The following is a 20,921-nucleotide window of genomic DNA, read 5'->3' as shown; positions in this document are numbered from 1 at the left end:
TGAGCATATGGGCCGTGCTCAGAGGGTTTCCAAGTCGGCCTGCAGCGCCGCCATGTCGGCGGGCAGGGGGGTCTCGAACCGCAGCGTCTCGCCCGTCACCGGATGGACGAAGCCCAGCACCGCCGCGTGCAGCGCCTGACGCTTGAGGCCGGCCGCCGCGATCATCTCGCGCACCGCCTGGGCCGGCTGGCTGGCGCCGTATACGGGGTCGGCCAGGCACGGCGAGCCCTTGCTCGCCATGTGGACGCGGATCTGGTGGGTGCGGCCGGTCTCCAGCCGGCAGGCGACGCGCGCGGCCAGCGGCTTGTCCTGCGGGCCGAACGTCGCTTCGACCGTGTAGTGGGTGATCGCCTGTCGGCCGCCCGAGCGCAGCACGGCCATCTTCTTGCGGTCGCCGGGCGAGCGGCCGATCTGGGTGTCGATCGTGCCTGACGATAGCGAGGGCGCGCCGCGCGTCAGGGCGACGTACAGCCGGTCGATGTCGTGGGTCGAGAACAGCTTCGACAGGCCCTGGTGCGCCACGTCGCTCTTGGCCGCGACCATGACGCCCGACGTGTCCTTGTCCAGGCGGTGGACGATGCCCGGCCGCGCCACGCCGCCGATCCCCGACAGGCTGTCGCCGCAGTGGTGCAGCAGGGCGTTGACCAGGGTGCCGTCCGGCGTGCCGGGGGCCGGGTGCACGGCCATGCCGGGCGCCTTGTCGACCACGATCAGGTGCTCGTCCTCATAGAGGATGGTCAGCGGAATGGCCTGGGCTTCCGGCTCGGCCGGCGCGGGCGGCGGCACGACCAGCGCGTAGGTCCCGGCCTTGGCCTTGCGCGAGGCGTCGGTGATCGGCTGGCCGTCCAGGCTCAGGCGGCCCTCGCCGATCAGGGCCTGCAGGCGGGCGCGGGAGATGTCGGGGAACAGCGGGGCCAGCACCTTGTCCAGCCGCTGGCCGGCCAGGGCTTCGGGCAGGTCGGCGGCCAGGGTCTCGCCGGCGCCCTCTTCGGCGACATCGGCGTCCAGGATGTCGTCATCCAACCGCTCGTCGGTCTGGTCCAGCCTGTCTTCCACCGGGGGTTTCATCGCTCCTTCACAGGTCCGTCGCGTCGTCGACATCGGCCATGCCTACGGCCGGGGTCGAGTTTGTACCTTTGGGGGATAGTCCATGCGCGCTTTCCGCACCACCACGCTGTTGACCGCCAGCCTTCTGGCCCTGGTCGCCGCCGCTCCGGCCTTCGCCGCGGATGAGACGCCGGCCGCCAACACCGAGCAGAACAACACCCTGGGCGAGCTGGTCATCACGGCCCAGAAGCACGCCCAGGACCCGGTGGAGGTGCCGATCGCGGTCACCGCCTATTCGGGCAAGTTCCTGGAAGCCATCGGCGTCAAGTCGTTCGAGGAGCTGTCGGCCTTCACCCCCGGCTTCCTGGTCCAGAACCAGTCGAACAACAACTCGGGCTTCGTGATGCGCGGCATCACCTCGGACTCCGGTTCGGCCACCGATGAAACCCGCGTCTCGATCTATCAGGACGGCGTGCCGATCTCGCGCTCGCGCGGTTCGTATGTCGAGCTGTTCGACATGGAGCGCGTCGAAATCGCCAAGGGTCCGCAGTCGACCCTGTTCGGCCGCGGCGCCCTGATCGGCGCGGTGAACCTGGTGCAGAACAAGGCCAACCCGGCCAGCTTCGACTGGGCCGCCAAGGCCGAGGGCGGCACCGGCGGCTACGCCGTCGGCGAGGCCATGGTGAACTTCGCGTTCGGTGACGGTTCGGCTCTGCGCCTGGCCGCCCGCACGCGCCAAGTCGATGGCTACGTCAAGGACGCGGCCGGCGGCGACGCCTTCAACTCGACCGACACGCAAGCCGTGCGCCTAGCCTATCACCTGGAGCCGGGCGCGCTGAAGATCGACCTGATCGGCAACTATCAGGAAGACGACACCAGCGGCACGTCGTTCAAGAGCCACACCTTCAACCCGACCAACCCGGTGACGGGCGAGGTGCTGGGCAATACCGAGGTCGGCTCGGCCGCGACCCTGTCGCCGGGCGCCGGCTTCGAAGGCGGCGCGCCGCTGGGCCTGGACCGCAAGGTCTATGGCCTCACCGCCCTGGTCGACTGGCGCCTGAACGACAGCCTGACCCTGTCGTCGATCACCGCCACCCGCGCCTTCCACTCGGTGGAAGTGTTCGATCCGGATGGTGCGAGCCTGCCGATTCTGACCTTCGCCGAGGACGCCCAAGGTCGCCAGCAGAGCCAGGAACTGCGCCTGCGCTATGACAACGGAGGCCGCTTCTCGGGCTTCGTCGGCGCCAACTATTTCCACGAGACCGGCTCGTGGCGCATCCCGGGCCAGTTCGACGAGCGCCTGGTCCTGGCCCTGCTGGCTGGCGCCACGCCGCTGGGCATCAGCCGGCCGAACCCGCAGCCGCTGGCCGTGCTGACCAACCCGGCCTATCTGGCCACCGTGCTGCAGCTGGGCTTCGGCATCCCCTCGAGCCTGGCCCCGGGCCTGGTCTCGAACCTCAAGTCGGTGCACCGCGAGACCTTCGCCAACTACGGCGAGAACACCGCCTATGACGTCTATGCCGACGGCACGTTCAAGCTGACCGACAAGTTCGAGATCACCGCCGGCATCCGCTACACCAGCGAAGATCGCGAGGCCGCTTATCGCTCGAGCGTCGACAACGGCCGCTCGATCCTGGGCATCCTGCTGGCGGCGCCGACGCCGACCAACCTGTTCCTGGCCGCCCAGCCGAATGCGGTGAACAACCCGCTGCTGCCGACGGTGGGCCTGATCGCCCAGCCGACGACCAACAACGGCGACACCTTCCGCAAGGCCATCGACGACAGCGGCGTCACCTGGCGCCTGGTCGGCCGCTACGCCGCCTCGGACGATCTGAGCCTCTACGCCTCGTTCGCCCGCGGCCGTCGTCCGGACGTGATCTCGGCCAGCGCCCCGGCCGCCCCGCTGGGCGCGGCTCGCTTCAACGTCGTCGCCTCGGAAACGGTCGACAGCTACGAAGCCGGCGCCAAGGGCAAGCTGCTGGACGGCCGCCTGTTCCTGTCGGGTTCGGTGTTCCGCTACGACTACGACAACTTCGCCACCAGCTTCCGCCAGGGCGCGCAGGTCGTGACCCTGAACGCCGGCAAGGCCAAGGCCTACGGCTTCGAAGGTGAAGCCCGCATCCAGGCCGGGGACTTCTGGACCCTGTTCGGCACCTACGCCTACAACCACGCCCGCCTCGAAAGCGGCCTGCGCGAGGGCAACCGCTTCCGCCTGTCGCCCGACCAGACCTTCTCGGTCGGCGCCGCGTTCAGCCGTGAAGCCCTGGGCGGCAAGCTGACCTTCACCCCGACCTACACCTGGCGTTCGAAAATGTTCTTCGACGACGACAACGATCGCTCGGACCTGCAGTCGGCGGGCCTGTTCCCCGACACCAAGGTCGACGAGTTCCAGAACGCCTACGGCCTGCTGAACGTCCGCCTGGGCTTTGGCGCCGCCGACGACCGCTGGAAGGTCGAGGCCTTCGTCGAGAACCTGGGCGACGAGCGTTACCTGAAGGACGCCGGCAACACCGGCGACAGCTTCGGCATCCCGACCTTCATCGCCGGCAAGCCCCGCTTCATGGGCCTGGGCGTGACGTTCCGTCGATAAGGCGGCAACGTAGTCAGTAAACGGAGTACTGGGATGACGATCGACCGTCGTAAGGTTCTGGGCCTCTTGGGCCTGTCGGGCGCGGCCGCCGGTGAGGCCGTCGCCCAGCCCATCAACTGGTACAAGGGTCCGGTGGCCTTCGAGCACGGGGTCGCCAGCGGCGATCCCGGCCTGACCTATGTGATCCTCTGGACCCGGGTGACGCCCAAACAGCAGCCGGCCGGCGACATCGACGTCGTGCTGGAGGTCGCCGCCGATCCGGGCTTCAAGACCATCGTCACCTCCAGCCGGGGCCTGCGCGCCCGCGCCAGCCGCGACTGGACCGTCAAGCACGACTTGGACGGCCAGGGGCTGAAGCCGGCGACCGAGTACTGGTATCGCTTCAAGGCCAATGGCGTCACCTCGCCCGTCGGCCGCACCAAGACCCTGCCGAAGGGCGCGACCAAGGACGTCGTCCTGGCGGTGGCCTCGTGCAGCCTGCATCCGAACGGCTACTTCAACGCCTATGACGCCATCGCCAGGCTGGACCGCGTCGACGCTGTGCTGCACCTGGGCGACTACATCTACGAGTACGGCGGCGGTCCCAAGGACTACGGCATGACCTCGCCGGTGGCCAAGTCGCGCCCGCCCGAGCCAGCGCACGAGATCGTCACCCTGGCCGACTATCGCGCCCGTCACGCGCAGTACAAGACCGACCCGGCGTTGCAGGCGGCCCACGCCCGCGCGCCGTGGATCGTGGTCTGGGACGACCACGAGACCGCTAATGACAGCTGGATCGGCGGGGCCGAGAACCACGACCCCAAGACCGAAGGCGACTGGGCGACGCGCAAGGCCGCGGCGCTGAAGGCCTATTACGAGTGGATGCCGATCCGCGACGCCGGCGCCCAGACCCTGCCCGAAGCGGCCTGGCGAGACTTCCAGTTCGGCGACGTCGCCAGCCTGCTGATGGTCGAGACGCGCCTGACCGGGCGCACCCCTCAACTGGAATACGAAGACCTGGCGTTCGTCGACGGCAAGCCGGACCTGGCCGCCTTCAATGCCAAGTGGAAGGACCCCGCCCGCCGCCTGATGGGCGAGGGCCAGGAGCAGTGGCTGGCCAGCCAGGTCGGCGCCTCGACCAAGGCCGGCACCGCCTGGCAGGTGCTGGGCAACCAGGTGGTCATGGCCCGCGTCGCGCCGCCCGACCTGAAGAAGACCATGGGCGAGGAAAAGTTCGCCGCCGCCCTGGCCGCCCTGCCGGCCAAGGTCCGGCCGCGCGTGGCGCTGTCGGTGGCGATGTCGGCCTTCGACGTCCCCTCGAACCTGGACGCCTGGGACGGCTATCCGGCTGATCGCCAGCGGGTCTACGACATCCTCACGGCCGCCAAGGCCCGGCCGATCGTGCTGGCAGGCGACAGCCACATGTTCTGGGCCAACGAGCTGTGGAACGACGCCGGCGACAAGCGGGTGGCGGCCGAGTTCGGCGCGACCTCCGTGACCTCGCCGGGCTATGGCGACGCGCTGCCGGGCGTGCCGTTGGGCGAGGCCTTCGTCCAGCGCAACAAGGAAGTGAAATACGCCCACCCCAGCGCCAAGGGCTATCTGCTGCTGACCCTGGAGCACGGCAAGGCGACCGGCGAGCTGATCGCGGTGTCGACGATCGTCGACACCAAGTACGAGACCAGCGTGCTGAAGCGCTTCGTGGTGACGCCGTCGACCGACGGCGGCGTCGAGGCGCTGAAGGAGGCCTAGCGCCGCTCCAGCGCCAGCTTCAGACCGAACGCCACGAAGACGCTGCCGGTGATGCGGTCCAGCCACTGGACCACCACCGGCACGCGCAGCAGGCCGGCGATCGGCACGGTGGCGGCGATCAGGGCGGCGAACCACAGCAGGCCCTCCACCACGTGGATGCCGGTCAGCAGCAGGCCGAACCGCGCCGGATCGACGCCGGGCGGCATGAACTGGGGCAGGAACGAGACGTAGAAGATCCCGACCTTGGGATTGAGCAGGTTGGTCAAGAGGCCCCGACGCATCGCGGCGATCGGGCCTGCGTCGACAGCCTTCATCTCACCCGGCTCGAACGCGTCGCGGGGTTTCAGGATCATGCGGATCCCGGTCCAGGCCAAGTAGGCCGCGCCGGTCCACTTCAGCACCGTGTAGGCCAACTCCGACGCCGTCAGCAGCGCCCCGACCCCGAACGAGGCGGCCGCGCCCCAGACCAGGCAGCCCAGGCCGATGCCGATCGCCGCGCCAATGGCGCGTTTCGGACCTTCAGCGGCCGCCGTCCGGATGACCAGCGCCGTATCCAGGCCCGGCGTCAGGGTCAGCAGGCCCGCGGCCAGGGTGAAGGCGATCAGAGCTTCATGCGTGGTCATGGAGGGGCGCTTCCCGTTCGACGAGCTTGCCGTCTTCCCAGACGCGATAGAAGCACGAACGGAAGCCGACGTGACAGGCGCCGCCGTCGCCGCGCGGGCGCACCTTGATCAGCACCGCGTCCTGGTCGCAGTCGACCCGCAGCTCGACGACGTCCTGCAACTGGCCGCTGGTCTCGCCCTTCTTCCAGAGCTCATTGCGCGAGCGGCTGAAATAGTGGGCGATGTTGGTCTCGACGGTAAGCTTGAGGGCTTCGTCGTTCATCCAGGCCAGCATCAGGATCTCGCCGGTGTCGGCGTGCTGCGCCACCGCCACGACCAGGCCGTCGGCGTTGAAGCGCGGGGAGAGGGCGTCGCCGCGCTCCAGCTCGTGCCTGGTGTGGGCTTGGGGGAACAGGTCGGTGCTCATGGCGCCACATATGGCGCAGGCCTGGGCCGTGCGCTAGTTTCCCCGCCGCTTAGGGGAGCGGGATGAACCTGAAAGACCGCATCAAGGCCAGCGTGGCGGCGCTGGACGAGAGGGCAAGACCGTGGGCGCGCCAGTCGCGCTGGAACGGCTATGCCTACGAGTTCCTGCTGTTCGGGCTGAAGCAGGCCTGGGCCTGCCTGTTCGGCGGCCTGATGCTGACCTTGATGGTCGGCTCGCACCTGCTGTGGCCGGAGCACGCGCCGCTGGCGCGTTACGACTTCCTGGTCATCGCCGCGGTCGCCATCCAGGCCCTGCTGCTGGCCCTGAAGCTGGAGCGCTGGGACGAGGCGCTGGTCATCTTCATCTTCCACGTGGTCGGCACGGTGATGGAGCTGTTCAAGACGGCCCATGGTTCTTGGATCTATCCCGAGCCCAGCCTCCTGCGCATCGCCGGCGTGCCGCTGTTCACCGGCTTCATGTACGCCTGCGTCGGCAGCTATATCGCCCGCATCTGGCGGCTGTTCGACATCACCTTCGAACGCTATCCGCCGTTCTGGAGCACCCACATCCTGGCGGTGCTGATCTATTTGAACTTCTTCAGCCACCACTACATCGTCGACTTCCGGGTGGGGCTGTTCGCCCTGTCGGCGGTGCTGTTCGGGCGGACCTGGTTCGTGTTCACGCCGGACCAGACCGCCCGCCGCATGCCGATGCTGATGGGCGCGGTGCTGGTGTCGCTGTTCATCTGGTTCGCCGAGAACCTGGGCACCTTCGCCGGGGCCTGGATCTATCCCAGCCAGGCGCAGGGATGGCATCTGGTGCCGATCGAGAAGATGGGCGCCTGGTATCTGCTGATGCTGATCAGCTTTGTCTTGGTGACGCTGGTCCACCGCCCGGTGGACGCCTGCGTCGCGCGGATCCGCGAAGGGATCCGCGCGGCCGCCTAAGGCCTACTTCCGCACCAGGTCCATGAAGCGTTGCTGCAGGACCTTGTCGGTCTTGAACACGCCGCGGAACTGGGTGGTGATCGTCGAGACGTCGTGGTGGTGGACGCCGCGCGTCGACATGCATTGATGCTCGGCGTCGATCAGCACGGCCACGCCGGCGGCGCTGAGGTGGTCCTCGATGGCGTCGGCGATCTGCATGGTTATGGTTTCTTGCGTCTGCAGACGCTTGGCGAAGATCTCGGTCAGGCGGGCCAGCTTGGACAGGCCGACGACCTTGCCGGTCGGCATGTAGGCGATCCAAGCCTTGCCCAGGAACGGCGCCATGTGGTGCTCGCAGTGGCTCTGCACGTCGATGCCGCGCAGCATGACCATGTCGTCATAGCCCTGCACGTCCTCGAAGGTGCGCGACAGCTCCTTGGCCGGGTCGCCGTTGTAGCCGGCGAACCACTCGCCATAGGCGTCGACCACGCGCTGGGGCGTGTCGAGCAGGCCTTCGCGGTCGGGATTGTCGCCGGCCCAGGCCAGCAGGGTCCGCACCGCGGCCATGGCCTCGTCTCGGGTGGGGCGCTGGGCGGGTTCAAGATCAAGACCGGTTTCAGAGCCGATCAGGGTTCGCTCGCGGGTCAGTGCGTCCATGTTTTGAAGAGGTTCTTCCCGGGCTGAGTTGCGCCGAAGCGCCTGTCGCTCCGGAATTACGCGTGCCACCCGCGCACACTCCGGACCAATCAGACGTGGTGGAGAGCGTGCGTCCTAGCTATATGGGGCCGGCCCCTTCGCGGGGCAACACCTCCGTTACGTTAGGTTGCTGCGGCCCAATGACCCTGAAGATCCACGACACCATGGCGCGCGAGAAGCGCGACTTCGTTCCCGCCGATCCCCAGCGGGTGACGATGTATGTCTGCGGTCCGACGGTCTACAACTACGCCCACATCGGCAATTTCCGGCCCGTGGTGGCGTTCGACGTGCTGTTCCGGGTGCTGCGCCACCTCTATGGCGAGGACGCGGTGGTCTATGCCCGCAACGTCACGGACGTGGACGACAAGATCAACAAGAAGGCCACGGACGAGGGCGTCGAGATCAAGGTCATCACCGACCGCTACCTCGCCGCCTATCACGAGGACGCCGATGCGCTGGGCGCGCTGCGTCCGACCCTGGAGCCCAAGGCCACCGACCATATCGACGCGATCGTCGAGATGATCGGCAAGCTGGTCGCCAACGGTAAGGCCTACGCCGCCGAGGGCCACGTGCTGTTCGACACCCAGAGCTTCGCCGACTACGGCCAGCTGTCGGGCCGCGACCTGGACGAGATGATCGCCGGCGCCCGCGTCGAGGTCGCCCCCTACAAGCGCCACGCCGCCGACTTCGTGCTGTGGAAGCCGTCCAAGGAAAACGAGCCCGAGTGGAACAGCCCCTGGGGCGCGGGTCGTCCGGGCTGGCACATCGAGTGCTCGGCCATGATCGACAAGTCGCTGGGCAAGACCATCGACATCCATGCCGGCGGCATCGACCTGACCTTCCCGCACCACGAGAACGAAGTGGCCCAGAGCCGTTGCGCCCATGACCTGCCGGTCCTGGCCAACTACTGGATGCACAACGGCTTCCTCGACATGAGCGGGGAGAAGATGTCCAAGAGCCTGGGCAACGTCATCATCCCGCACGAGCTCTTGAAGACCGTGCCGGGCGAGGTGATCCGCTGGGCGCTGCTGTCGGCTCACTACCGCCAGCCGCTGGACTGGACGCCCGAGCTGATCGAGCAGTCGCGCAAGTCGCTGGACCGCCTGTACGGCGCCCTGCGTCGCGCCAAGGACGTGCCGATGGACCAGGCGATGGAGGCTCCGGCCGACACGCTGTCGGCCCTGCTGGACGACCTCAACACGCCGCTGGCCGCCTCGACCCTGTTCGAGGTGTCGAGCCTGATCGAGAAGGCCGTGACGGCTGGCGACACCGTCGCCATCGCCGCCAACAAGGCCCGCCTGATCGAGGCCGGCGCCCTGCTGGGCTTCCTGCAGGCCGATCCGGACAGCTGGTTCGAAGGCGACGCCTCCGACGAGCTGAAGGCCCAGGTCGAGGACCTGCTGGCCAAACGCCTGGCCGCCCGCAGCGCCAAGGACTGGACCGCCGCCGACGCCATCCGCGCCGAGCTGGACGCCCTGGGCGTGGTGGTCATGGACGGCCCTTCGGGCGCGACCTGGCGCATGAAGGACTAAACGACGTGACGTTCGAAAAGCAGGTGGTCCTGGTCTCCGGCGCTGGCCGGGGACTGGGGGCCGCCATCGCCCGCGCTTTCGCCGGTCAGGGCGCGTCCGTGGTGATCAACTATCGCCGCAGCGAAGCCGCCGCCCTCGCGCTCGCCGAAGAGCTCGGCGACCGTGCGGTGGCGATCCAGGCCGACGTCAGCGACCGCGACGAGACCCGCCGCATGGTCAATGAGGCCGCCGAGCACTTCGGCGACCACGTGACCACGGTGGTCAACAACGCCTTGGGCGACTTCAGCTTCAATGGTGACGGCCGCCACACGCTGCAGACGATTCCCTGGGAGGATTTTCAGGGCCAGCTGGACGTCTCGCTGCGTGGCTCGCTGAACCTGATCCAGGCCACGGCGCCGGCCATGGAACTGGCGGGGTTTGGCCGGATCATCAATGTCGGCACCAACCTCTTCCAGAATCCGGTGGTGCCGTATCACGACTACACCGCCGCCAAGGCCGCGCTGCTGTCGCTGACCCGCACGGCGGCCGGCGACCTGGGCCCGTCGGGGATCACGGTCAACATGGTCTCCGGCGGTCTGCTGCGCACGACCGACGCCAGCGCCGCGACGCCGGAGGCGATCTTCGACCTGATCGCCCAGAGCACGCCGCTGCGCCAGGTCACGACCCCGGCGCAGTTCGCCGACGCGGTCCTGTTCTTCGCCTCGCCCTGGAGCCGCGCCGTGACCGGCCAGAATCTGGTGGTCGACGGCGGCCTGGTTCGGGATTAGAAATTACAGTCATGAAACGCGCCGTCGAGCACCGTATCGGGGTCCAGGCCCCCGCCGAGATCGTCTGGGAAGTCGTGTCCGACTTCGCCACATGGGGTGAGTGGAACCCGCTCTACCGCAAGGCCGAGGGCCAGCTGAAGATCGGTACGGCCCTGACGCTGGAGCAGCACCTGCCCGGCGCGCCGGCCACGGTCATCACCCCGATCGTCCAGGACTGGGTGCCCTACGAGCAGCTGCACTGGCGCTCGTCGCGCCTGGGCGGGTTCGTTACGGCGATCCGTTATCTCGAGGTCGAGAACATGGGGCCCAACAACGCGACCTTCTCGAACGGCGAGCTGTTCATGGGCCTGTTGCTGCGGTTCGTCAGCCGCGACGAGCGCCGCAAGCTGAAGACCGCCTTTACCGAGATGGGCGAGGCCGTGCGAGACCGGGCTGAGGCCATCTGGTCGGAACGCCAGAAGTCCCCATCTTAAGCTGGCGATGATCGACGACCTCTACAGCGCCAAGATCCTGACGCTCGTGGCCAACATGCCGCGCGCGGGGCGCTTGGCCGCGCCGCAGGCCAGCGCCGAGAAGACGGCCAAGCTGTGCGGCAGCCGGATCGTCGTCGACGTGGTCGTCCAGGACGGCAAGGTCGTCGACTACGCCCAGGAGGTTTCAGCCTGCGCCCTGGGCCAGGCGGCGGCCGCGATCCTGGGCGCCAACGTGGTCGGGGCGGAACTTTCCGACATCGAGTTGGCGCGGGACTCTCTGCGCGCTATGCTGAAGACGAACGGCTCGCCTCCCGCGGGCCGGTTTGCGGAGCTCGCCGTGCTGGAGCCGGTCAAGGACTATCCTGCCCGTCACGCCTCGACGCTATTGGCGTTCGAGGCGACGGTTGAGGCTGTCCGGAAGGCCACAGGCGTCGGCGAAACGCGAACTAGCACCGCCGGCGCGGCTTGATCGCCCCACCAAGGGGGTTAGTACTTTACTGGACTAACAGTCGCGCGCTGGCATGACCTTCTACGAACGCACCGTCGATTTGGGCCTTAGGGCCTACAAGTTGACGCTCTCGCCCCTCATCGGGCGGCAGTGCCGCTTCGCGCCGAGCTGTTCGGAGTACGCGGCGGCCGCCCTCAAGGATCATGGCCCGCTAAAGGGTTCCTGGTTGGCGTTGCGACGGATTTGCCGATGCAATCCGTTGGGTGGCTCGGGGTATGACCCCCCGCCGCCGGGACGCCAGCCACGCAAGTGGATATGTGAAGAATGATCGATCTGGTTTTCCCCGATGGCTCCGTCCGTCAGTACCCCGACGGTTCGACGGGGCGTGACGTCGCCGCGGCCATCTCCAAGTCGCTGGAAAAGAAGGCGCTTCTCATCAAGCTGGACGGCCAGGTTCTGGACCTGGACCGCGCCCTGACGCCCGACCTGCTGGCCGGCGAGCGCAAGTTCGAGATCCTGACGCGCGAGGCGCCCGAGGTGCTGGACGTGATCCGCCACGATACGGCCCACGTCCTGGCCGAAGCGGTGCAGGAGCTGTTCCCCGGCACGCAGGTGACGATCGGTCCGAACGTCGAAGACGGCTTCTATTACGACTTCGCGCGCGACGAGCCGTTCAGCCTGGAAGATCTGCCGAAGATCGAGGAGCGGATGCGCCAGATCGTCGATCGCGACGAGAAGATCCGCCGCGAAGAGGTCGATCGCGACGCCGCCATCGCTGATTTCGAGGCCATGGGCGAAAGCTACAAGGCCCAGATCATCCGCGATCTGCCGGTCAGCGACACGATCACGGTCTATCACCAGGGCGAGAAGTGGAAGGACCTGTGCCGCGGGCCTCACCTTCCCTCGACCAAGGCGGTCGGCAAGGCCTTCAAGCTGACGAAGCTGGCCGGCGCCTACTGGCGCGGCGACCAGAACAACGCCCAGCTGCAGCGCATCTACGGCACGAGCTGGGCCTCGGACGCCGACCTGGAAGCGCACCTCAAGCGCATCGAGGAAGCCGAGCGTCGCGATCACCGCAAGCTGGGCAAGACCATGGACCTCTTCCACATCCAGGAAGAGGGCAAGGGCATGGTGTTCTGGCACGCTAAGGGCTGGGCCCTGTACCGCGTGCTCGAGGACTACATGCGCCGTCGCCTGGACGCGGCCGGCTACAAGGAAGTGAAGACGCCGCAGATCCTCGACAAGAGCCTGTGGGAGAAGTCGGGCCACGCCGAGAAGTTCGGCCACGCCATGTTCATGTGCGATAGCGCCGAGGGCGAGGTCCTGGCGGTCAAGCCGATGAACTGCCCCGGCCACATCCAGATCTTCAATGTCGGCCAGAAGAGCTATCGCGAGCTGCCGCTGCGCATGGCCGAGTTCGGCGCCTGCCACCGCTATGAGCCCTCGGGCGCCATGCACGGCATCATGCGCGTGCGCGCCTTCACGCAGGACGACGCGCACATCTTCTGCCGCGAAGAGCAGGTCACGGAGGAAAGCGCGAAGTTCATCGAACTGTTGCGCAGCGTCTATAACGACCTGGGCATGACGTTGGCGGACACCAAGTTCTCGACGCGTCCGGACTTGCGCGCCGGCTCGGACGAGGTCTGGGACAAAGCAGAATCCGCCCTGTCCGCCGCCGCCGAGGCAGCCGGCGAGACCTTGGTGCTGCAGCCAGGTGAAGGCGCCTTCTATGGCCCGAAACTCGAGTTCTCGCTGAAAGACGCCATTGGTCGAGTCTGGCAGTGCGGCACGCTGCAACTTGATTTCGTTTTGCCGGAACGATTGGACGCGGAGTACGTTTCGGAGGATGGTTCGAAGAAGCGTCCGGTGATGCTTCACCGGGCGATCTTGGGGTCCTTCGAGCGTTTCATCGGCATCCTGTTGGAAAACTTCGCGGGCTCGCTGCCGGTCTGGTTGGCGCCCACGCAGGTGGTCGTGGCCACGATCACGTCCGACGCCGACGCATACGCCCTGGAGGTCGTCGAGAAATTGACGAAGCTGGGGATGCGCGCGGAAGTGGATCTGCGTAATGAAAAGATCAACTACAAGATTCGCGAGCACAGCCTCGCCAAGGTTCCAGTGATCGCGGTGGTCGGACGTAAGGAAGCTGAGACGGGGCAACTGGCCCTTCGCCGCCTGGGTGGCGAAGGTCAAAGCGTGCTGTCGCTGGAGGAAGCCCTCCGTGTCCTGAAGACCGACGCCACGCCGCCCGATCTCAAGCGCGCCCAAGGCTTGGTGGAAGCCCCCGTCCAGGAGGCCGCGAGCGCCTGATGAACAGCATCCTCCCGTCCGCCTCGACCCTCGCCGTGGGCGCACGTCCGGCTCGTCCGAACGTGTCCGTGGTCATGGTCGTGTACCGGACGGGAGAAGCGCTGACTCAGAGCATCAAGCACGTGCTGGCCGAGCCGCTGGTCGATGAGTTCGTCATCGTCGACAACGGGTCGAGCAGCCGTGACGAGGACATGCTGCGCTCGCTGGCCCTGACCGAGCCGCGCGTTGTGCTCAAGCAGGGCCACGGCAATATCGGCTTTGCCCGCGGCGCCAATCTGGGCGCCTCGACGGCCGGCGGCGAGTACATCGTCTTCCTCAATCCCGACGCCAATATGCAGCCCGGCTGCGTGGCCGCCCTGGTCACGGCCTTCAAGGGCCAGCCGACCCCGACGGTGGTCGGCGCGCGGGTGATGAACATCGACGGCACCGAGCAACGCGGCGGTCGCCGCGGCGACGTCACGCCGATGAGCACGGTGCTGAGCTTTGGCCAGTTCACCCGTCGCCACCCGAACCTGGCCAGCTTCGAGATCCATCGCGAGAACGAGCCGCTGCCCGGCGCGCCCGTGCCGATGCCGACCATCTCGGGCGCGTGCTTTGGCATGCGCCGCCGCGACTTCGAGGCCTTGAGCGGCTTCGACGAAGGCTACTTCCTGCACGTCGAGGATATCGACCTGTGCTGGCGCGCGCGCCGCGCCGGCGGTCAGGTGCTGTTCCAGCCCAAGGCCGAGGTCGTCCACCTGGGCCACACCAGCCAGGAACATCCGCTGAAGGTGGAGTTCCACAAGGGCGTGGGCCTGACCCGCTATTTCATCAAGCGCGCCGACAGCCTGCAGCTGTTCGCCGCCGCCGTTTTGCTCGCGCCGGCCATCATGCTGATGAGCGTTTCGCGTCCGCTGCTGTGGAAGCTGACCGGGCGGCCGATCTAGGGCGCTCTTCCTTCTCCCCTTGCGGGAGAAGGTGTCGCGAAGCGACGGATGAGGGGTTGATGGCCCTATCCGCTCGCAGCCAGCTTCTATCGCCGTTGCGGTGGTCCCGTTCTTCGACCCCTCACCCGACCCGCTGCGCGGGCCACCCTCTCCCGCAAGGGGAGAGGGGTATTCACATCGGCCCGATCGTCTCGGCCCGCTCGCCGTTGGGCCCCTCGATCGAAGTCGGAGCCTTGAGGCTCCGCGCCGGCAGCATCGCCCGGTAGCGTTCATACACCGCCGCGCCACGACCGGCATTGGCCGTCAGGCAGAGGTCGTACTCGCCTTCGCGGCCCCAGGGCTTGCGCTCGGAGCGGGTCACGTCTCGATCGGCTTTCACGGCCGCCGCCACGCGTTCGGACAGGTCGCGGTCGATGCCCGCGCCGTAGCTGGCGAACTTGATGGTGACATCGCAGCGGGTCATGGGGGCCTCGGCAACCGGAGCGGACGCGCAGGCGGCGACGGCCAGGGGCAGCAGCAGGACGGGCAATCTGGTCATGCGGGGAAGCCTCCGGCGCGGGCCAGGGACGAGGCGGGGGCCTTGCCCAGCTTGGCGCTGACGTCGCGGCCGATCTCGATCAGGGCCGCCAGGTCGTAACCCGTCTCGAAGCCGGCCCGTTCCAGCATGTAGACCAGATCCTCGGTGCCGATATTGCCGGTGGCGTTCGGCGCGAACGGGCAGCCGCCCAGGCCGCCGACCGAGGCGTCCAGCACGTCGACGCCCGCCTGGACGCTGGCATAGGCGTTGGCCAGGCCGGTGTTGCGGGTGTCGTGGAAGTGCATGCGCAGGCGCGCGTCGGGCGCGGCGGCGCGGACGGCCTCGAGGCGCTTGGTCACGACCCACGGATCGGCGACGCCGATGGTGTCGGCGATGGCGATCTCGGGAATGCCCAAGGCGGCGGCCTCGCGGGCGATGGCCACGACCTGGTCTTCGCTGACCTCACCGTCGAACGGACAGCCGAAGGCGACCGAGATGGTGGCGGTGATCGGCGGGCCGCCGTCGATGGCCTGGCGTTCGGCGATCGCCGCGAGCGTGTCGATCTGCTGGCGCACCGTCGCGCCCTGGTTGGCGACGCCGAAGCCGTCCGAGGCGCAGACCACGACATTGGCCTCGTCGCAGCCGGTCGAGACGCAGCGCTCCCAGCCGCGCATGTTCAAGACGAGGCCGATGCGCGAGTGCACGCGGTCGGACGGCAGGGCGTCCATGATCTCTTCCGCGCCCGCCATCTGCGGCACGCGGTTGGGGTTCACGAACGAGACGACCTCGGTGCGCCTGGCGCCCGCCGCTTCCAGGCGGCGGATCAGGTCCAGCTTGTCGGCGACCGACAGGATGGTCTTTTCGTTCTGCAGGCCGTCGCGCGGCCCGACCTCGACGATCTGGATGAAGCGGCTCATCGGGCGGGCTCCTCTTCCTCGACGGGCGCCTGAGGTTCGCCGCGATAGATCGTCAGCGTCTCGTCGTCGCCGTCGGAATAGTTCAGGCCCTGGATCACGGCCATGGGACGCGGCGTCAGGCCCAGGGCGGTGAGGGCCTCGCGGAAGGGCCGTTCCTCGCGGCTCTCGACCACGGCCGGGCGGCCTTCGGCGACCGCGTCGGCGGCGCCTTCGCCGGTGGTCAGCTGCGTGGCGGTGCCCAGCTGGAAGATCAGGCTGGGCTCGGAATAGCCGGTCAGGGCCACGGGGCCGGTGGCGCCCGAGCGCGGCGACAGGCGCGTGCGGTCCAGGGCGTCGGCGATGTCCTTGGACAGGAACAAGGGCTCCAGGCGCGGGATCAGGCCGGCGGTCAGGGCGATGTGGGCGCCGATGCCCAGCACCCCGGCCGTGACCAGGGCCCGCACCGAGTGATGACGCAGCAGCAGCACCGCGCCGGCGGTCCCGGCGGCGAGGGCGAGGCCCGCGGCCAGGATCGTCCAGACCAGATCGTGCTTCGTGCCGAACTTCGTCTGGCCATAGATCGCGACGGCGGCCAGCAGGGCGGCCATCAGCACCGACAGGCCAGCGCCGATCCAGCGCGACCACTTGGCCAACGGCTCCCGCACGGCGGCGGCCATCAGCATGGCGAGAGCGCCATAGGCGGGCAGTTCGTAGTGGACCAGCTTGGTCGGCAGGATCTCGAACATCAGCCAGGTCGGGGCCAGCCAGCACAGGGCGAAACGCACGCCCGGCTCCTTGCGCTGGGTCCAGCCCAGGACGAGGCCCGCCGGCAGCAGCAGGGTGGCCGGGAAGGACAGCAGCGGGGCCAGCAGGGTGTGATAGCCGAACGGGCCGGCGTGACCCTCCTGGCCGCCGGCCAGCTTGGGCGCCAGGTCCCCGCCCACGGCCGCGCCCCAGAAGGCGCCGTCGGTGGCGACGGTGATCATCATCGCCCAGGGCAGGCAGATGGCGCAGAACAGGATCAGGCCCCAGGTCCAGCCCAGGTCCTTCATCCAGGCGGCCTTGCGGTCCCAGATCGCCAGGGCCGCCAGGGCGAAGAAGGCGACCAGCAGGCCGACCGGGCCCTTGATCAGGGCGGCGACCGACAGGCCGATCCAGAAGGCCAGCTTGGTCCATTTGTTCGACGCCTCGCCCTTCAGATGGGCGGCGTAGATCCGGGCCAGGGCGGCCATGGCCAGGGTCGTGCCGCCGCACAGGGCCGCGTCTGTCTTGGCGATGAAGGCCTCGGTCGACAGCAGGAAGGTCGCGCCCAGTATCGAACCGGCGATCAGGCCGGTGCGGGGATCGAACAGCGCCGCCGCGCCCCAGGCGCAGGCCGCCGCCGCCAGCATGGCGCCCAGCAGCGACGGGATGCGATAGGCCCAGATCCGCCGGTCCTCGGCGTCGGAGAACGCCTTGACGCTCATGGCCTGCAGCCAGTGGATGCCGACCGGCTTCTTGAAGCGCGGCTGGTCCTGGAACTTGATGACGACGTAGTCGCCGGTCTCCAGCATCTGCGAGGTGGCCTGGGCGAAGCGGGACTCGTCGCGGTCCAGCGGGGGCATGGCGAACAGACCGGGCAGACCGGCGATCAGGGCGACGAGCGCAGCGAACAGAGGGCCGCGCCAACCGCGGCTCCAGTCATCCAAGCGAGATTCAAGCGTCATGCGGTCACGTTTAGCACGATCCTTCCGCGTGGGAATTTTTCAGCTATTAGAGGGCGATGACTGCCACCCCTGAATTCTCTGTTGTCGTTCCCGTCTTCGACGAGGGGGAGGCCGCGCCGAAACTTGCCCGTGAGATCGCCCAGGCCTTTGCCGGCGAGAACTACGAGATGATCTTCGTCGACGACGCCAGCCGCGACGACACCAAGGCCCGCCTGATCGCCCTGAAGGCCGAGATCGCGCAGCTGCGCGTGCTGGGCCATCGCAAGAATTCGGGCCAGAGCCGCGCGGTGCGCAGCGGCATCCTGGCCGCGCGCGGGCCGATCATCGTCACCCTGGACGGCGACGGCCAGAACGATCCGGCCGACGCCCCGCGCCTGGCCAAGACGCTGCAGGCGGGTCCGGCGACCCTGGCCCTGGTCGGTGGCGAGCGGGTCAAGCGCCAGGACAGCAACGCCAAGCGCTTCGCCTCCAAGTTCGGCAACGGGGTGCGCAAGCGTCTCTTGAAGGACACCGCCAACGACACCGGCTGCGGCCTGAAGGCCTTCCGCCGCGAAGCGTTCCTGCGCCTGCCGTACTTCGATCACATCCACCGCTACATCCCGGCGCTGATGCTGCGCGAGGGTTACGAGGTGGCGTTCCAGCCGGTGAACCATCGTCACCGCGAGACGGGCGTGTCCAAATACACCAACTTCGGTCGCCTGAAGGCCTCGGTCTCGGACCTCTTGGGCGTGATGTGGCTGCAGTCGCGGTCGCGCAATCCCCAAGGCGTGGACGAAGCGTAACGCCTGGGAGTTGCGGCGACTTCACCGAAACCAAAATTCCCGCTACGGCTTAACCATGGCATGAGAGTGAATGCTCGCGCCAAAGGGGGAAGTTCGATGTTCGCGGCCATTCCGCTGCTGGCCTTGCCGGTGGTCATCTACAATCTTGTCGCCCTGACCCTGGCCGGAGGCTTCAAGGCCGCCGACGCCGGCGTGCGCATGAGCGACAAGCTGTTCACGATCCACATGACCTCGCGGGCCGAGTGGGGCGTCAGCCTGGGCGACCTTCTGCTGGCCGCCTCGCTGGTGGTGCTGTTCGTCGAGCTGCTGAAGTCCACGACCAGCCGCCGCATCGCCATCATCAACCACTCGCTGTCGATGGTGCTGTTCATCCTGTGCCTGGTCGAGTTCCTGCTGTTCCCGGCCTTCGCGACCTCGACCTTCTTCCTGGTCACCCTGATGGTCCTACTGGACGTGCTGGCCGGCTTCATCGTGACGATCGTCGCCGCGCGCCGCGACGTGGACTTCGGCGAACACTAGGCCAGCTTCAGGCCCATCACCGACAGCGGACGCTCCAGCGGCGAGCCCAGGATGTTGGGCGAGCCGATGTCGCCGTGCCACCAGGTGGCGTAGCCCAACGATTTCAGCAGCTTCAGCGCCGACTTGCTGCGCTCGTCGGGCTGGCATTCCATGTAGATCAGCGGGCGGTGGGCCTTGATGGTCTTGGCCGCGCCGCGCAGCACGTCGATCTCCATGCCCTCGACGTCGATCTTGATCAGGTGGCAGGCGGCCAGATTCAGGCTGTCCAGCGTGATCATCTCGACCTCCTCGCCGGCGGCCTCGTCGTCGAGATAGCTCAGGGTCTCGGCGCGGTCGCGATCGGGCGCCAGGGTCATCATGCCGAAATTGCTGGGCTCGTCGTAGCGGATGCCCGGCAGGCGCATGGCGCCCTTCTTGGCCCCGACCAGCTTCATGTGGGTGTGGACATTGGTCCAGCTGTTCAGCGCCACGCTGGCGACCATGGCCTGGTACATGATCCGCTGCGGCTCGAAGGCGTGGACCCGGCCCGTCGGCCCCACGAAGTTGCAGAAGGCCAGGGTGTGGGTGCCCATGTTGGCGCCGACGTCCAGCACGGTCTGGCCCGGTTTGATCAGCTGGCCCAGCAGGTCCAGCTCGCCGCCCGACCAGACACCGGTCTCGTGGATACCGCTGAAGATGTAGAGGTCGTTGCGATTGAGCAGCATCGGCCCGAAGCGCGACGGCACGACCTCGTTGAACTCGATCCGGCCCGCCGGGGCGTCCGGCTCGGGCGGCGCGTCGGGCAGCGTCGCCAGGGCCAGATCGTCCGGAGACAGGATCCGGGCGTCCGGACAGGCCGCGCGGGCTCGCCACAGGCTGACGCCGGCCGCCATCGGGCTCTTGCGCCACGGCCAGGGCAGGGCGGCCATGCGGAGGGCGTCGAGGAAGGCGCTGGCCGTCTCGCCCGCGCGCACGCCGATCAGGTCCTGGCCGACCCGGTTCCACAGCAGGCCGTCCTGGAGGGCCAGGGACACGCCCTGGCTAGCCTCGGGCAGAAGAGCGACCGGATCGGCCGAGAACACCGTCCGGGGATGGGCCAGGACCAGGTCGCCGCCGATCGCCGCGCCCGCCGCCGCGAAGGTCCGCAAGCGGATCACGCCGAAGCGGTCGACCAGGCTGGCCGGCGGGTCGGTCACCAGGGTCTCGGTCGAGACGCGGGCGCGTGCGGAACGCTCGTTCGCCCACGCCGAGACGGTCTCGATGACGGCGGGCGAGGCGTTGCACAGGTGCAGGTGGACGCTCCAGTCGGGTGCGACCGCTTCCAGCGATTCCGCCAGGCGCAGCGCCGCCAGGGCCTCGCGATCGCCCAGGGCGACGCTGATCACGGTCTGCCGGGCCTTGGTCACGACGATGTCGAAGGCCTCGGGCGCGGAGAACTTGGCGTCGGGTAATTGCTCGGGCCACTCCACGGGCTGGCCCAGCCGTTCCAGGGCGGCGGCCAGGCACAGTCCGGCGACGCCGTCGGAGGGGGTTTCGTGCAGGATCGCCTGACGGGCGGCGGTGGCGCAGCCTTCATAGTCGCCGCGCTCCAGCCGGATGACCGCCAGGGCCAGCCATGACGGGCCGTGGGCGTAGCGCTCCAGCCCGCTCTGGAACAGGCCCTCGGCCACGGCCAGGTCGCGGCTGAACTTCAGCAGCATGGCGCCGCAGTTGTAGTGGTGCTCGGCGATTTCCGGCTGCAGGTCGCGGGCCTGCTTGAAGGCGTCGAAGGCGGCGGTCAGGTCGCCCGAGCCCGCGGCGGCGAGGCCGGCCATCGACAGGGTCACGCCCTGGTCGCCCTCGATCCCGTACACGCGCCGGGCGGCCGCGACGGTCTCGCTCATGCGCTGGAAGCGCTGGAAGTAGAAATCGCGCGCGGCCTGCATCAGCAGCTGGAAGCGCATCGGGTCCAGCGTGGCCTCGATGCGCACCGGCGCCAGCAGCATCCAGTCCGGCTGCGACCGCAGATAAGCGATGTCCGCGTCGATGCGCTCAGAATCGATCATGG

The 20,921-nt window shown here is 68.1% G+C and carries 20 protein-coding genes; 12 read left to right on the top strand and 8 right to left on the bottom strand.

Annotation, left to right across the window (positions count from 1 at the left end; genetic code table 11):
* Positions 1-18: 18 nt before the first annotated feature.
* Positions 19-1,068 carry an RluA family pseudouridine synthase gene (locus AC1RR5_RS22625; RefSeq protein ID WP_492925263.1) on the bottom strand — a complete coding sequence of 350 codons (1,050 nt, stop codon included), beginning with the start codon at positions 1,066-1,068 and terminating at the stop codon, positions 19-21.
* 82 nt (positions 1,069-1,150) lie between these two features.
* Here AC1RR5_RS22625 and AC1RR5_RS22620 point away from each other — a divergent pair, with 82 nt between their 5' ends.
* Positions 1,151-3,637, top strand: coding sequence for a TonB-dependent receptor (locus AC1RR5_RS22620; protein ID WP_492925261.1), 2,487 nt, complete (start codon positions 1,151-1,153; stop codon positions 3,635-3,637).
* Between the two features lie 33 nt (positions 3,638-3,670).
* Complete coding sequence (locus tag AC1RR5_RS22615; protein WP_492925259.1) at positions 3,671-5,368, top strand: alkaline phosphatase D family protein; 1,698 nt, start codon at positions 3,671-3,673, stop codon at positions 5,366-5,368.
* On the opposite strand, the gene AC1RR5_RS22610 is transcribed toward AC1RR5_RS22615, so the two are convergent.
* Positions 5,365-5,991 carry a LysE family translocator gene (locus AC1RR5_RS22610; RefSeq protein WP_492925257.1) on the bottom strand — a complete coding sequence of 209 codons (627 nt, stop codon included), beginning with the start codon at positions 5,989-5,991 and terminating at the stop codon, positions 5,365-5,367. The two genes, AC1RR5_RS22615 and AC1RR5_RS22610, sit on opposite strands and share 4 nt — an antisense overlap.
* Positions 5,978-6,397: a phosphoribosyl-AMP cyclohydrolase gene (gene hisI, locus AC1RR5_RS22605; RefSeq protein ID WP_492925255.1), complete on the bottom strand. Its 420-nt coding sequence runs from the start codon at positions 6,395-6,397 to the stop codon at positions 5,978-5,980. Before hisI ends, AC1RR5_RS22610 begins: the two co-directional genes overlap by 14 nt.
* A 62-nt stretch (positions 6,398-6,459) precedes the next feature.
* On the opposite strand from hisI, the gene AC1RR5_RS22600 reads away from it, so the two are divergent.
* Positions 6,460-7,344: a DUF817 domain-containing protein gene (locus AC1RR5_RS22600; RefSeq protein WP_492925253.1), complete on the top strand. Its 885-nt coding sequence runs from the start codon at positions 6,460-6,462 to the stop codon at positions 7,342-7,344.
* 3 nt (positions 7,345-7,347) lie between these two features.
* On the opposite strand, the gene folE is transcribed toward AC1RR5_RS22600, so the two are convergent.
* Positions 7,348-7,980, bottom strand: a complete 633-nt coding sequence (gene folE / locus AC1RR5_RS22595) for a GTP cyclohydrolase I FolE (protein WP_492925251.1) — start codon at positions 7,978-7,980, stop codon at positions 7,348-7,350.
* A 179-nt stretch (positions 7,981-8,159) separates the two neighbouring features.
* Between folE and cysS the strand changes: the two genes are divergently transcribed.
* Genes cysS through AC1RR5_RS22560 form a run of 7 tightly spaced genes read left to right on the top strand, consistent with a single transcriptional unit; the run spans position 8,160 to position 14,475 of the window.
* Positions 8,160-9,551, top strand: a complete 1,392-nt coding sequence (gene cysS, locus AC1RR5_RS22590) for a cysteine--tRNA ligase (RefSeq protein WP_492925249.1) — start codon at positions 8,160-8,162, stop codon at positions 9,549-9,551.
* A 5-nt stretch (positions 9,552-9,556) separates the two neighbouring features.
* On the top strand, positions 9,557-10,318 hold the full coding sequence (locus AC1RR5_RS22585; protein WP_492925247.1) for a 3-oxoacyl-ACP reductase: 762 nt from the start codon (positions 9,557-9,559) through the stop codon (positions 10,316-10,318).
* Between the two features lie 11 nt (positions 10,319-10,329).
* Entirely contained in the window at positions 10,330-10,791 is a 462-nt protein-coding gene (locus AC1RR5_RS22580) for an SRPBCC family protein (RefSeq protein ID WP_492925245.1), read from the top strand.
* A 7-nt stretch (positions 10,792-10,798) separates the two neighbouring features.
* Entirely contained in the window at positions 10,799-11,260 is a 462-nt protein-coding gene (locus tag AC1RR5_RS22575) for an iron-sulfur cluster assembly scaffold protein (protein WP_492925243.1), read from the top strand.
* 52 nt (positions 11,261-11,312) lie between these two features.
* A complete protein-coding gene (gene yidD / locus AC1RR5_RS22570) occupies positions 11,313-11,567 on the top strand; it encodes a membrane protein insertion efficiency factor YidD (RefSeq protein WP_492925241.1) in 255 nt (84 codons plus the stop codon).
* Positions 11,564-13,549, top strand: a complete 1,986-nt coding sequence (thrS, locus tag AC1RR5_RS22565; protein WP_492925239.1) for a threonine--tRNA ligase — start codon at positions 11,564-11,566, stop codon at positions 13,547-13,549. The genes yidD and thrS overlap by 4 nt, the downstream gene beginning before the upstream one ends.
* Positions 13,549-14,475, top strand: a complete 927-nt coding sequence (locus AC1RR5_RS22560) for a glycosyltransferase family 2 protein (RefSeq protein WP_492925237.1) — start codon at positions 13,549-13,551, stop codon at positions 14,473-14,475. The genes thrS and AC1RR5_RS22560 overlap by 1 nt, the downstream gene beginning before the upstream one ends.
* Positions 14,476-14,647: 172 nt before the next feature.
* On the opposite strand, the gene AC1RR5_RS22555 is transcribed toward AC1RR5_RS22560, so the two are convergent.
* The 3 genes from AC1RR5_RS22555 to AC1RR5_RS22545 are packed head-to-tail and all read right to left on the bottom strand — an operon-like array spanning position 14,648 to position 17,594.
* Positions 14,648-15,013 carry a hypothetical protein gene (locus AC1RR5_RS22555; RefSeq protein WP_492925235.1) on the bottom strand — a complete coding sequence of 122 codons (366 nt, stop codon included), beginning with the start codon at positions 15,011-15,013 and terminating at the stop codon, positions 14,648-14,650.
* Complete coding sequence (locus tag AC1RR5_RS22550; protein WP_492925233.1) at positions 15,010-15,909, bottom strand: hydroxymethylglutaryl-CoA lyase; 900 nt, start codon at positions 15,907-15,909, stop codon at positions 15,010-15,012. The genes AC1RR5_RS22555 and AC1RR5_RS22550 overlap by 4 nt, the downstream gene beginning before the upstream one ends.
* Positions 15,906-17,594, bottom strand: coding sequence for an ArnT family glycosyltransferase (locus tag AC1RR5_RS22545; protein WP_492925231.1), 1,689 nt, complete (start codon positions 17,592-17,594; stop codon positions 15,906-15,908). Before AC1RR5_RS22545 ends, AC1RR5_RS22550 begins: the two co-directional genes overlap by 4 nt.
* A gap of 56 nt (positions 17,595-17,650) precedes the next feature.
* On the opposite strand from AC1RR5_RS22545, the gene AC1RR5_RS22540 reads away from it, so the two are divergent.
* Entirely contained in the window at positions 17,651-18,376 is a 726-nt protein-coding gene (locus AC1RR5_RS22540) for a glycosyltransferase family 2 protein (protein WP_492925229.1), read from the top strand.
* A 96-nt stretch (positions 18,377-18,472) separates the two neighbouring features.
* Positions 18,473-18,895 (top strand): hypothetical protein, encoded by a 423-nt coding sequence (locus tag AC1RR5_RS22535; protein WP_492925227.1) that lies wholly within the window; start codon positions 18,473-18,475, stop codon positions 18,893-18,895.
* Here AC1RR5_RS22535 and AC1RR5_RS22530 read toward each other — a convergent pair.
* Positions 18,892-20,919, bottom strand: a complete 2,028-nt coding sequence (locus AC1RR5_RS22530; protein WP_492925225.1) for a protein arginine N-methyltransferase — start codon at positions 20,917-20,919, stop codon at positions 18,892-18,894. The two genes, AC1RR5_RS22535 and AC1RR5_RS22530, sit on opposite strands and share 4 nt — an antisense overlap.
* Positions 20,920-20,921 lie beyond the last annotated feature (2 nt).

This window comes from Caulobacter sp. GW821-FHT11E11, assembly GCF_058808315.1.
The sequence above is the reverse complement of the archived record's forward strand: the minus strand, read 5'-3'. Positions and strand labels throughout refer to the sequence as shown.

Coding starts and splice junctions, on each gene's coding strand:
- AC1RR5_RS22625 (WP_492925263.1), bottom strand. CDS start 1,068: ATGAAACCCCCGGTGGAAGACAGGCTGGACCAGACCGACGAGCGGTTG.
- AC1RR5_RS22620 (WP_492925261.1), top strand. CDS start 1,151: ATGCGCGCTTTCCGCACCACCACGCTGTTGACCGCCAGCCTTCTGGCC.
- AC1RR5_RS22615 (WP_492925259.1), top strand. CDS start 3,671: ATGACGATCGACCGTCGTAAGGTTCTGGGCCTCTTGGGCCTGTCGGGC.
- AC1RR5_RS22610 (WP_492925257.1), bottom strand. CDS start 5,991: ATGACCACGCATGAAGCTCTGATCGCCTTCACCCTGGCCGCGGGCCTG.
- hisI (WP_492925255.1), bottom strand. CDS start 6,397: ATGAGCACCGACCTGTTCCCCCAAGCCCACACCAGGCACGAGCTGGAG.
- AC1RR5_RS22600 (WP_492925253.1), top strand. CDS start 6,460: ATGAACCTGAAAGACCGCATCAAGGCCAGCGTGGCGGCGCTGGACGAG.
- folE (WP_492925251.1), bottom strand. CDS start 7,980: ATGGACGCACTGACCCGCGAGCGAACCCTGATCGGCTCTGAAACCGGT.
- cysS (WP_492925249.1), top strand. CDS start 8,160: ATGACCCTGAAGATCCACGACACCATGGCGCGCGAGAAGCGCGACTTC.
- AC1RR5_RS22580 (WP_492925245.1), top strand. CDS start 10,330: ATGAAACGCGCCGTCGAGCACCGTATCGGGGTCCAGGCCCCCGCCGAG.
- AC1RR5_RS22575 (WP_492925243.1), top strand. CDS start 10,799: ATGATCGACGACCTCTACAGCGCCAAGATCCTGACGCTCGTGGCCAAC.
- yidD (WP_492925241.1), top strand. CDS start 11,313: ATGACCTTCTACGAACGCACCGTCGATTTGGGCCTTAGGGCCTACAAG.
- thrS (WP_492925239.1), top strand. CDS start 11,564: ATGATCGATCTGGTTTTCCCCGATGGCTCCGTCCGTCAGTACCCCGAC.
- AC1RR5_RS22560 (WP_492925237.1), top strand. CDS start 13,549: ATGAACAGCATCCTCCCGTCCGCCTCGACCCTCGCCGTGGGCGCACGT.
- AC1RR5_RS22555 (WP_492925235.1), bottom strand. CDS start 15,013: ATGACCAGATTGCCCGTCCTGCTGCTGCCCCTGGCCGTCGCCGCCTGC.
- AC1RR5_RS22550 (WP_492925233.1), bottom strand. CDS start 15,909: ATGAGCCGCTTCATCCAGATCGTCGAGGTCGGGCCGCGCGACGGCCTG.
- AC1RR5_RS22545 (WP_492925231.1), bottom strand. CDS start 17,594: ATGACGCTTGAATCTCGCTTGGATGACTGGAGCCGCGGTTGGCGCGGC.
- AC1RR5_RS22540 (WP_492925229.1), top strand. CDS start 17,651: ATGACTGCCACCCCTGAATTCTCTGTTGTCGTTCCCGTCTTCGACGAG.
- AC1RR5_RS22535 (WP_492925227.1), top strand. CDS start 18,473: ATGTTCGCGGCCATTCCGCTGCTGGCCTTGCCGGTGGTCATCTACAAT.
- AC1RR5_RS22530 (WP_492925225.1), bottom strand. CDS start 20,919: ATGATCGATTCTGAGCGCATCGACGCGGACATCGCTTATCTGCGGTCG.